Source organism: Kitasatospora sp. NPDC053057 (assembly GCF_044546945.1).
Taxonomy (GTDB): Bacteria; Actinomycetota; Actinomycetes; order Streptomycetales; family Streptomycetaceae; genus Kitasatospora.
In genome coordinates this window covers 1-10,547 of sequence record NZ_JBITZP010000082.1, presented here as the reverse complement: position 1 = coordinate 10,547, position 10,547 = coordinate 1, and the positions used below count along the sequence as shown (strand labels likewise).

The 10,547-nt window shown below is 71.1% G+C and carries 8 protein-coding genes; 2 read left to right on the top strand and 6 right to left on the bottom strand.

Going from position 1 to position 10,547, the window contains the following annotated elements:
- Nucleotides 1–877 precede the first annotated feature (877 nt).
- From ACIG5E_RS38305 to ACIG5E_RS38290, 4 genes are all read right to left on the bottom strand, one after another.
- Nucleotides 878–2,110: a cytochrome P450 gene (locus tag ACIG5E_RS38305; protein ID WP_396541752.1), complete on the bottom strand. Its 1,233-nt coding sequence runs from the start codon at nucleotides 2,108–2,110 to the stop codon at nucleotides 878–880.
- An 87-nt stretch (nucleotides 2,111–2,197) separates the two neighbouring features.
- Complete coding sequence (locus tag ACIG5E_RS38300; RefSeq protein WP_396541749.1) at nucleotides 2,198–3,421, bottom strand: cytochrome P450; 1,224 nt, start codon at nucleotides 3,419–3,421, stop codon at nucleotides 2,198–2,200.
- Between the two features lie 43 nt (nucleotides 3,422–3,464).
- Nucleotides 3,465–6,533 (bottom strand): amino acid adenylation domain-containing protein, encoded by a 3,069-nt coding sequence (locus ACIG5E_RS38295; protein WP_396541747.1) that lies wholly within the window; start codon nucleotides 6,531–6,533, stop codon nucleotides 3,465–3,467.
- A 44-nt stretch (nucleotides 6,534–6,577) separates the two neighbouring features.
- Nucleotides 6,578–7,021, bottom strand: a complete 444-nt coding sequence (locus tag ACIG5E_RS38290; protein WP_396541745.1) for a pyridoxamine 5'-phosphate oxidase family protein — start codon at nucleotides 7,019–7,021, stop codon at nucleotides 6,578–6,580.
- 393 nt (nucleotides 7,022–7,414) lie between these two features.
- Here ACIG5E_RS38290 and ACIG5E_RS38285 point away from each other — a divergent pair, with 393 nt between their 5' ends.
- Together ACIG5E_RS38285 and ACIG5E_RS38280 are read left to right on the top strand one after the other, a co-directional pair.
- A complete protein-coding gene (locus ACIG5E_RS38285; protein ID WP_396541743.1) occupies nucleotides 7,415–8,398 on the top strand; it encodes an ATP-binding cassette domain-containing protein in 984 nt (327 codons plus the stop codon).
- Nucleotides 8,398–9,219, top strand: a complete 822-nt coding sequence (locus ACIG5E_RS38280) for an ABC transporter permease (protein ID WP_396541754.1) — start codon at nucleotides 8,398–8,400, stop codon at nucleotides 9,217–9,219. Before ACIG5E_RS38285 ends, ACIG5E_RS38280 begins: the two co-directional genes overlap by 1 nt.
- A gap of 590 nt (nucleotides 9,220–9,809) precedes the next feature.
- Here the strand turns inward: ACIG5E_RS38280 and ACIG5E_RS38275 are convergent.
- Both ACIG5E_RS38275 and ACIG5E_RS38270 read right to left on the bottom strand, forming a co-directional pair.
- A complete protein-coding gene (locus ACIG5E_RS38275) occupies nucleotides 9,810–9,971 on the bottom strand; it encodes a hypothetical protein (protein WP_396541741.1) in 162 nt (53 codons plus the stop codon).
- Nucleotides 9,968–10,441: a hypothetical protein gene (locus tag ACIG5E_RS38270; protein WP_396541739.1), complete on the bottom strand. Its 474-nt coding sequence runs from the start codon at nucleotides 10,439–10,441 to the stop codon at nucleotides 9,968–9,970. The genes ACIG5E_RS38275 and ACIG5E_RS38270 overlap by 4 nt, the downstream gene beginning before the upstream one ends.
- Nucleotides 10,442–10,547 lie beyond the last annotated feature (106 nt).

Here is a 10,547-nt window from a genome sequence, read left to right as displayed (position 1 = left end):
GCCGGACCTCTTCAACCGCCTCAACAGAGACAGTCACGTCGCTCATCAGGTGCTACTTCCATGATCGGGAGTTACACCGAAGACCGTACAGACCCTCGGTGAACAGGGCTGCGACCTGCGATTTTTCGGCCCGGGCCAGCTCCGCGATCGCCAGGACCAAGCCCGCGCGTGCGGCCGGGTTGTGCTCGGCGAGCAGGCGGGAGCGGAGCGCGGTGGAGTACTAGGGCGTCGTACTGTCCGGTGGTGGTACGGCCGTTGGCATCGGTGCTGGTGAGCGCGGAGCCGCGGGCCGGGTCCACCGTCGTGGTGGTGGTCCAGTCGGCTCCCATGGGGCCAGTGCCTTGTACCTGGGTCGGCAGGGCCCCGGTGGCCGGAGTGAGAGCGACTCTGGTCAGCGCAGGCGTGACCGACGGCCCGCTGAGCTGCGAACCGGCAGCGTTGTAGGTGGAGGCGTCGAAGGTCGCGCTGCCGGTGTGGGTGTAGACGGCGTTGCCGGCCTGGTCGCAGTGGTCGAGGACCTGGTTGCTCGTTGGGTCGCCGGTCGGGCCGGCTTGTCCGAAGGGCTTGCCGTCGTAGAGCGTGTGACCGCTGGAGAGGGTGTCGGCCGAGGTGGCCTTGCCAGGTGTCGACGGTGCGGTAGGCGGAGTTGACCAGGACCTGCGTGCTGATCGTGGTCAGGCGCTTGGTGGTGACGGCGGCGTGGGGGCTGGCGCTGGCCTCGATGAGGCCGCGGACGAGGGTGGAGGTCTCGTGGGGGAGGGCTTCGATGTTGGCGGCTTCGAGGACGACCTGGACGGGGTCGTGGCCGGCGCCGGCCGCGGCGGTCTCCCCACCGGCATTGCCGAAGCGCGCGATGGGACATCGCCGGGGCTGCCGCCTACCCGGCGGCCTCGGGGGCGCTCCAGCTGACGGGGAGGGTGATGGGTGACTTGCTCGGTGACTCGTCCTCCCAGATGGGCTGATGGCCTTCGGCCAGGCGCAGGTCGGGGAGCCGGTCGAACAGCGCCTCCAGGCATACGGTCATCTGGGCGCGTGCCAGGTGGGAGCCGATGCAGTTGTGCGCTCCACGGCCGAAGGTGAGGTGGGGGTTGTCCGCGCGGCACAGGTCGAGCCGGTCCCCGTCGGCGAACACACTCCCGTCGCGGTTGGCGGAGGCGAGTACGGGCAGCACGGCGTCGCCGGCGCGGATCGTCCGGCCGTGCAGCTCGATGTCCTCGACGGCCTGGAGGACGACGACGCCGTTCATCACCGGTACGAAGCGCAGCAGTTCCTCCACCGCGCCGGGCATGAGGTCGCGGTTGTCGCGCAGGCGTGCGTACTCGCCGGGCACGGTCAGCAGGGTCAGCACGGCGTCGGCCAGGAACATGGTGCTCGTGCGGTATCCGGCGACCAGCATGGAGAGCCCGAAGCTCACCGCGCTCTCATGGTCCAGCGTGCCGTGCTCGCACTCGCGGACCAGTTCGGTGAGCACGTCGTCATCGGGCTCGCACCGCTTCCCCTCGAGCAGCGAGGTGATGTACGCGCGCAATTGGGAGGTGGCCTCGCGGCCCTCCTTCAGGGTGAGTAGGGCCCCTAGCGCGGCGTCCGCCTTGGGCAGGAAGTACTGGCTGTCGTCGTAGGGGATGCCCACCAGGTCGCACATCACCATGACGGGGAAGGGCTCGAGGAACCGGACGACCAGGTCGCCGGGCTGGCCTCCGTCGAGGAACGCATCGAGCAGCCGGTCGGCCGACTGCCGGATGCGCGGCAGTCGGCTCCGGATGGACCGGACACTGAACGGCTCGCTCAATGTCCTGCGCAGGGCGGCGTGCCGGGGGCCTTCCAGTTCCATCATCGTGATCAGGCCCGGCTCGTCACCGGGGGCCCGGCCGGGGCAGGGCGGCCAGTCGTTGATGCTCGGCCGGATCAGCCGGGAGTCGGCGACCAGTTCCTTGACGTCGTCGTACCGGGTGGCGTACCAGGCGGTGGCGCCGATCGGCAGCCGGACCTTGACCAGCGGGCACTCCCGGCGCAGCCGGCCGTACTCCTCGGGTGGTCCCATCGTGCCCGGCGGCGGGAGGGGCAGGTCGATGACCGGCGCGTCGACGACAGGTTCCGGCGTGGTGTTCACGGGTGGACCTCCCCTTCTCTCGTGTGCGACCGGGTGTGAGGGCTCGGTCGTCTGGGCTTGACCGGGTGCGAGGGCCTGCGGGCCAGTTCACCAGCTGACCGGGAGCGTCAGTGGTGACTTGGTGACGGACTGGTCGTCCCAGAGGGGTTCGTGCCCGTCGGCCGGACGCAGCCGGGGGAAGCGGTCGAACAACGCCTCCAGGCCGACGGTCAGTTCGGCGCGTGCCAGGTGGGCGCCGACGCAGTTGTGGGCTCCCCGGCCGAAGGTGAGGTGCGGGTTGTCCGCGCGGTACGGGTCGAGCCGGGCGGCGTCGGCGAACACACTCCCGTCACGGTTGGCGGAGGCCAGTACGGGGATGACGGCTTCGCCCTCGCGGATGCCCTGCCCTCCTGCCTCGATGTCCTCGGTGGCCAGCAGCAGCACGGTGCCGTTCATCACCGGCATGTAGCGCAGTATCTCCTCCACCGCCCCGGGCATGAGGTCGCGGCGGTCGCGCAGGCGGGTCCACAGCTGGGGCCTCTCCAGCAGGGTGTGCACCGAGTCGGCCAGGAAGAAGCCGCTGATGCCGAAGCCGACGGTGAGCATGGACAGCCCGAAGGCCATCACCTCGTCATGGGTCAGCACTCCGCCGTCGCACTGGCCGACCAGCCGGGTCAGGACGTCGTCACCGGGTCGGCTCCGCTTCCGTGCGATCAGCTCGGCCATGTACTCGCGCAGCAGGTCGGTGACCCTGTTTCCGTCCTCGGAGGTCACCATGCCGTCGAGGGCCGCGTCCAGCACCGGAAGGAACCAGTCCTGGTCCTGGAAGGGGATGCCCACCAGGTCGCACAGTACGAGCAGCGGGAACGGTTCGGTGAATCCGGCGACCAGGTCGCCGGCGCGGCCGACTTCCTCGAACTCCTCCAGCAGGTGCTCGGCGAGTTCGCGGATGCGCGGCAGTCGGTCCCGGACGGCTCGGAAGCTGAACGCCGAAGCTATGGCCCTGCGCAGCGCCACGTGCCGGGGGCCGTCCAGTTCTGCCATGGTGATCAGGCGCGGCCCGTCGTCCGTGGCCTGCCCGGGGCGGGGCGGCCAGTCGTTGATGGTCGGCCTGATCAGCCGGGGGTCCGCGAGCAGCTCCCGGACGTCCTCGTACCGGGTGGCGTACCAGGCGGTCGCGTCCATCGGCAGCCTGACCCTGGCCATGGGGCGGCTTTCGCGTAGCCGTGCGCACTCCTCCGGCGGGCCCATGGTGCCCGGCGGTGGGAGCGGGAACTCCAGTACGTCCAGCTCGGGGCCAGGCGCCGGCGCGCCGGTTGGCTGTGAGGTCATGCTCGTTCCCCTTGCGAGGGTGCTGCTTTCGAGGGTGCTGCGGTCACGGGCGCTCGATGTAGCCGGTGGCGTAGAAGTACTCCAGGTAGCGGTCCAGCAGCTCCGCGTCGACCGGAGGGCAGTACAGGCCCGCGGCGGCCAGGTCGCGCTCGACGTTGGCCCGCCCGACAGTCGGGAAGGTGCCCTCGAAGTACATCTCCTTGACGGACATGTCCGCCTGCTTGCAGCGGTCCACGCACAGGGAGACGAACGGGGCCGTGGGGCTCGTGGGGTGCTGCGCGACATGGCGGACGAGTTCGCCCACCCACTCCTCGTAGGGGAGCCGGCTGATCCGGTGGCCGCCCGCGTCCATCCGGTCGAGCATGTCGTGCAGGCTCGCCGCGCGGGGATTGGTCAGGTGGTAGGTCCGGCGGGTGGTTCGGTGCGCCGTGGCGATGTGCACCACCGCGTCGGCGAGGTAGTCCACCGGGACGAAGTCCAGCGGCAGCGGGATGTCGGGGGCCAGCCCGGTCTCGCTGATCGTCTTGAACAGCGAGCAGATCGCGGTGTCGGTGTTGCAGGCGCCGGTGTGCCGGTCGCCGGTGATCTCGTACGGCCGGTAGACCGCCACCGGCAGGCCTTGATCCGCGGCGTTGCGCAGCACCTGTTCGGCGACCCACTTGCTCTCGGCGTAGCCCATGGTGAGCCGGTCGGCGTGGTCGAGCGGCAGGTCCTCGTCGACGTGCCGTACGCCGGCGGTTCCGAAGCCGGCCAGCACCGCGATGGTGGAGAGGAAGTGCAGCGGTACCCCGCGCCCGGCAGCCAGCCGGACGATCTCCCTGGTGCCTTCCACGTTGGTGCGGCGCAGCGCCTCGTACGGGTAGAGGAAGTTGACCTGCGCGGCCGAGTGGATCACCAGGTCGAGGGTGTCGGCGAGCTCGTCGGCGCGGCCTGGTTCCAGACCGAGGCCAGGCTCGGCGAGGTCGGCGGGGAAGCACACGATGCGGTCGGCGGCTTCGGCGGTGGCGAGGTCGAAGCGGGTCAGGGTCCGCGCCATCTTCTGCCGGGCGTGGGCACGGTCCCGGCTCCGTACCGGGCAGTGCACCCGGGCGTCGGTGCGGCGCAGCAGCGCGGCCAGCAGGAACGCGCCGACGAAGCCGGAGGCGCCGGTGAGCAGCACCTCCCCGGGGTGCCGCCAGTCGGGGTCCGGTCCGCGTTGCGCCGGCAGGGTGAAGCCCAGCTGTGCTTCGGCGCGGAAGTCCACCGGCCCCGTGTCGGCGCTCGCCTTGCCGGGCCGGTCCCTGATGGTGGCGACGGCGGCGGTGAAGTCCTCCAGCGCGGGGGATCGCAGCAGGCTGTGGACCAGGGTGCGGCCGTGCCGGGCGTCGAGGTCGAAGGCGGTCAGCGTACGGGTGACGGCCTCGGCTGCGAGCAGGGAGTCGCCGCCGATGGCGAAGAAGCTGTCGCCCGGTGCCGGGTGCACGCCCAGTACCACCTGCCAGACCTGCGCCACTGTGTCCTGCAGGCCGGACCCGGGGCCGTCCGCCGCTGCCGGGGCGGCGGCGGTTTCGGTCGCCGCCAGCCTGCGCAGCCGGTGGCGGTCGACCTTGCCTCCGGCGGTGACCGGGAACTGTGCGAGTTCCACCAGCCGCGCGGGTACCGCGGCGGCGGGCAGCCAGGTGGCGAGGGAATCGCGGATGTGGCCCAGGGGCAGAGCCCGGCCGGGATGAGCTGGTGTCATGTACCCGATCAATGTGTCGCCGTCCCGTTCGACGACGGCCTCGCCCACCGCGCTGTCCGCCCGCAGCCGGGTCTCTATCTCCTCCGGTTCGATGCGGTGCCCACGCAGTTTGATCTGCCTGTCGACCCGGGCCCGGTACTCCAGTGCGCCGTCCGCGCGCAGGAGCACCCGGTCACCGGTGCGGTAGAGGCGTGTGCCGGGCTCGACGGGGTTGTCGACGAAGCGTTCTGCGGTCAGCTCGGGGTCGCCGAGATATCCGAGTGCGAGCCCGTCTCCGCCGACGAGGAGTTCGCCTTCCTCGCCGGTGCCGGCGGGGGTGCCGTTCGCACGCAGTACCTGGCAGGTGGAGTTCTCCAGCGGGCGGCCGATCGGCACGGCCGTCACCTCGGGCGGCAGATCGTCTACCAGGTGTGCGGTGGAGACGACGCTGTTCTCGGTCGGGCCGTAGAAGTTGACCACTGCGGTGTCCGGGCAGGCCGCCATTACCGCGCGGGCCAGCTCCGGGTCCATCGCCTCACCGCCGGCCGAGGCGAACCGCAGGGACCGCAGTGCCGACGGCCTGGTACGGGCGACGTGGTGGAACACCCCGGTGGTCAGATAGGCGATGCCGACGTGTTCGGAGCGCAGCAGTGACTCCAGGGCGGCCGGTGACAGCAGTTCCTCCTGGTCGGCGATCACGATGCAGGCGCCGGCGAGCAGCGCGGGCCAGATCTCGATCGTGGAGGCATCCGAGGAGAGGCCGTAGGCGTGCAGCACTCGCTCACCGGGCCGAGGCCGCTGGCCGACCAGGTCGGAGACCGCCAGCCGCACGACTCCGCGGTGCGGGATCGCCACCGGCTTGGGGCGGCCGGTCGAGCCGGAGGTGAACATCACGTAGGCGCAGTCGGTGGGCCGTACCCGGGTCCGCGGTACCGCGGCCGGTGCGGCCGGTGCGGCCGGTGCGGCCGATGCAGGGCAGCCCAGGTCGACACGGGTGCGCACGCGCCGGATGCGGCGGGCGCTGCCGGGCAGTATGACGACGGTATGCACCCCCGCGTCCTCGGCCATCGCCTGCAGTCGCGCTGGCGGTGAGGTGTCGTCGAGTGGGACGTACGCCGCGCCGGTCTTGAGAATGCCCAGGAAGGCGACCAGCGCTTCCGGGCACCGTGCCCCGCACACTCCGACCATGTCGCCGTGCCGCACCCCGGAGTCGTGCAGCCGGGTGGCCAGTGCGTCGGAGCGGATCCTGAGCTCGCCGTAGCTGATGCCGCGGCCGCGCTGTGTGCAGGCGGTGGCCTGCGGGCGGTGTGCCGCCCAGGCGTCGAACAGCTCGTGGAGACAGCGGTCGCGTGGACAGCCCACCTTCTCGGCGTGCTCGTCCGCCGCCTGGTGCGTCATGGCCCGGGTGTTCATGGGAATGTCCCGCTCTCTGCCGCATGTCCGGGTAGCACGAGCAGCTAATGCTCGAACTCCGTGGCGAAGGCGGCGAAGTCGGCGGTCCGCCATCTTTCGGGCCTCATACGGATGAGGATGTTGTCGGTCAGTTGCCTGCGGTTGGCCGCCAGGTACGCCGTCGCCGTGTCCGGGTCCAGGTACCGGTGGGCCAGCTCCTCGTGTTCGGCCGGCGGGATCGGGTCCTCGACGGCCACCACGGGCCCCTCCACGCTGACGTACCGGTACGGTGCCGTCTCGTTCTGCGTGCACAGGCTGAACCGGCCCGCGCCGCGGATGAGCCGGGCCTTCAGCGTTTCCCGCCCGGTCTGGACCGTCACCAGCCCGCCGGGCCGGTAGGAGTACCAGATCGGGAGCAGTAACGGCCCACCGCCGTCGCGTGGATCGTCCACCCCCAGGATCCCCACGTGCACTCCGGCGAGGAATTCCTCCCGGTCTTCGACCGACATCCTGAGATCCACTGGTACCGCCTCGATTCGGCAGAGGGTCCGACAGAAAGCGCGTCCGGTGTCGACGGTGTTGATCGTGGTGCGGAGGGCGAGCCGACGGGGTGACCTCCAATCGGCCGGCGCGCGACCGCCGCAGGTCCGTGCGGCTCCGCAGCCGCCCTCGGCCGGTGCACGCGGCCCTTCGGGAACCCGGCGGCTCGGCCGCTCCGGTCCCTACTCCCAGGCTTCCACCACACCCGGGTGACTCGCATCCGGGCGGGCTGCCGGACGGGCCACCGCGAACACGGGGCCCGCCAGCGCGTGGGCTACCGGGCCGCTCCCCCGCCGGAAAGCAGAATGAGAGGTCCTGTCAGCCCGACCGTCAGGTGGTTCACCAGGAGAAGGAGGAGGCGCATGAGGGCGGCCATCCGAGCCGAGGGCCTGGTGAAGACCTTCGGTGACGTACGGGCCCTGGACGGGGTTGACCTGGACGTGCCGGAGGGGACGGTACTGGGCCTGCTCGGCCCCAACGGCTCGGGCAAGACCACCACAGTAAGGGTGCTCACCACTCTGCTGCGGCCCGAGGTCGGCAGCGCCTACGTGGCGGGCGTGGACGTGCTCAGGCACCCCGCCCGAGTCCGCAGTCTGATGGGTCTGTGCGGCCAGTACGCGGCGGTCGACGAGTACCTCACCGGCCGGGAGAACCTCCAGATGGTCGGCCGGCTCTACCAGATGCGGACCAGGGCCGCCAAGGCGCGCGCCCGGGAGCTGCTGGAGTGGTTCAACCTCGCCGAGGCGGCCGATCGGCTGGCAAGGACCTACTCCGGCGGTATGCGCCGCCGGCTCGACCTGGCGGCCGCGCTGGTGGTGCGGCCCCCGGTGATGTTCCTCGACGAACCCACCACCGGTCTGGACCCGCGCAACCGGCTGGCGCTGTGGGAGGTCATCGAGACGCTGGTGGCGGAGGGCACCACCCTGCTGCTCACCACCCAGCACCTGGAGGAGGCTGACCGCCTCGCGCACGATATCGCCGTGGTCGACCGTGGCCGGGTGATCGCACGCGGCTCCGCCGACGACCTCAAGGCCAGGATCGGCGGCGAACGGGTGGAAGTGGTGGTCCACCAGCGCGAGCTGATCGGTGCGGCCGTCGCGGCGCTCACCCCGTACGGCAAGGGCCGGCCCAGCGTGGACCAGCACACCCGGCGGATCGCCATACCGGTGGACGGGGGCGCCCGGGTACTCGCCGACGTCATCCGCGAGCTGGACGGGCGGGGCATCCTCATCGACGACATCGGCCTGCGCAGGCCCACCCTCGACGACGTCTTCCTGTTCCTCACCGGCCACACGGCCGGGGAGACCGACCCCGACAAGGAGGTCCGACCGTGGTCGAGACCGTGATGAGGGGACGGGCGATCCCGCAGCCACGCGGCGGAGTCGTCCAGATGGCACGCGATTCCTGGGTGGTCGCCCAGCGGAACCTGCGCCGGATGACCCGGATCCCCGAGATCGTGATCCTCGGGCTGCTGCAGCCGGTGATGTTCGTGCTGCTCTTCTCATACGTGCTGGGCGGCGCGATCAACGTACCGGGCGGCGGCTACCACGAGTTCCTGATGGCCGGGATCTTCGCCCAGACGGTCACCTTCGCGGTGGAGGGGGCCTCCGCCGGCATCGCGGAGGACATGACCAAGGGCCTGATGGACCGCTTCCGCTCGCTGCCCATGACACGCTCGGCGGTGCTCGCCGGGCGGACTCTGGCCGACCTGGTGCAAAGCGCCTTCACCCTGCTGGTGCTGGCGATCGTGGCGATGCTGGTGGGCTGGGGGGCACACCGCGGGGTGCTCAGGGCACTGGGTGCCTTCCTGCTGCTGCTCGCGCTGGGCTACGCCTTCTCCTGGATCGGGGCGCTGATCGGCCTGTCGGTGCGCAGCCCGGAGGCCGCCAGTTCGGCCGGCCTGATCTGGCTCTTCCCGCTCACGTTTCTCTCCAACGCCTTCGTACCGGTGGACACCATGCCGAAGTGGCTACAGACGATCGCCTACTGGAACCCGTTCAGCGCCACCGTCCAGGCCTGCCGGAACCTGTTCGGCAACCCCGGGGCCGACGGCGCGCACGTCTGGCCGATGCAGCATCCGATCGTGGCGTCCACGCTCTGGTCACTGCTGATCGCGGGGCTGTTCTCCTGGCTGGCGGTGCGCAAGTACCGCAACGCGACCAGCTGACCCGGCTGTCGCCCCCCAGGCAGGCGTTCGATTTCGGCGCGTGCTCGGGTCTCGGGCCGCCCGGCTTCGGAGTGTCCGGGACGGCCGACGTCCACGATCCGGTAGAGCGGCCAGCCGGCAGCCTGCGCCGCAGCGTAGCCGAACTCATCGATGTCCGCGGCGGTGTCGATCGCGTCGGCGTCGAGCAGGTCGGGGGGGTAGGCCGAGCGCGGTGAGGGGGATGGGGCGGCGGTGCTCGGGATGGGTGAGGGCGGCGATCAGGCCCAGGACCGCGGTTCTGTCCGAGCCGGGGGCGGCGGTGACCACGTGGCAGGCCGCCTTGTCGCCGGCGGGGTTGTTCAGCCACCTGGCCAGGTCCCGTAGCGCGGCGTGGCGGCCGCAGAACCACCATCCCGGTATGGGGGCATCGCTGGGGTAGCCCATGGCGCGCACCAGCAACCGCGAAGTGAACTCGGTTTCGCGCTGTCGGTCCTGCTCCTCGAAGGCGGCGGCCTGCTACAGAGCCAGGTCGACTTCGGTCAGGCTGGCATCATGGCGGGGGTTGGGGAAGAACGGCGGCGCCTTGCCGTCCAGGCTCACCATGGCCAGGTTTACGCCCTGGTATGTGGGCCGGGCGGGTCTTCCTTGATGTGCTGCCCGATCGCGTCCGGCGACAGGGTGGCCGGGCCATGTCCGGCCACCAATGGATAGTCGGCCTCCACCGCGGCGATCAGGAACCGGCGCGGCTCCTCCCGACCTTCCGCACTGGTCATGGGAGGCCCTCGGCGATCGCGCGGCCGCACAATCCGTCCGCCAGGTACGCGGTGGCGTCGTGCGCGGTCGCGCCGTTGTGCACCACCCCCGAGCGCAGGCGCTCGCCGAACCCGGGGCGCAGGTCCTTGACCAGCGCCACCATGTCCCCGGCGTCGGCCAGATTCGTCCAGGCCAGCTCGTCTCCGCCCGGCCACAGCCTGCGCATCGCCTTGCCGGAGCCGGTCGGGGACGGCCGGAGCCGGTCGAACACCAGATTGCGGATGCCGAGGGGCGAGCCGAGTGTGACCAGCGCCCGGACCGGGTGCCCGGGCAGCGCGCACAGCGCCTCGTAGGCCACCACCGTGCCGAGCGAATGCGTCACCACTACGCGGGTGTCCGCGCCGATCGCCGCCGCCACCTGGCCGCGCACCCGCTCACGCACGTCATCGTCGAGCAAGTAGCCGCTCACCTGCTTCAGGTCCGCCACCATGGCCCGCACTGCTAGTGGCTTGTCACGCAGCCTTGGCCGGGTAATCGGTCCAGGTTCGGATGGGTGAGTCGGGGGCGAAGTTGGTCTTCGGTTCGGCGCGTGCGTT

Excerpts from the sequence above, each read along its gene's own strand:
- ACIG5E_RS38270 (WP_396541739.1), bottom strand. The coding sequence starts at position 10,441 with ATGGTGGCGGACCTGAAGCAGGTGAGCGGCTACTTGCTCGACGATGAC.
- ACIG5E_RS38280 (WP_396541754.1), top strand. The coding sequence starts at position 8,398 with ATGAGGGGACGGGCGATCCCGCAGCCACGCGGCGGAGTCGTCCAGATG.
- ACIG5E_RS38285 (WP_396541743.1), top strand. The coding sequence starts at position 7,415 with ATGAGGGCGGCCATCCGAGCCGAGGGCCTGGTGAAGACCTTCGGTGAC.
- ACIG5E_RS38275 (WP_396541741.1), bottom strand. The coding sequence starts at position 9,971 with ATGACCAGTGCGGAAGGTCGGGAGGAGCCGCGCCGGTTCCTGATCGCC.
- ACIG5E_RS38290 (WP_396541745.1), bottom strand. The coding sequence starts at position 7,021 with ATGTCGGTCGAAGACCGGGAGGAATTCCTCGCCGGAGTGCACGTGGGG.
- ACIG5E_RS38295 (WP_396541747.1), bottom strand. The coding sequence starts at position 6,533 with ATGAACACCCGGGCCATGACGCACCAGGCGGCGGACGAGCACGCCGAG.
- ACIG5E_RS38300 (WP_396541749.1), bottom strand. The coding sequence starts at position 3,421 with ATGACCTCACAGCCAACCGGCGCGCCGGCGCCTGGCCCCGAGCTGGAC.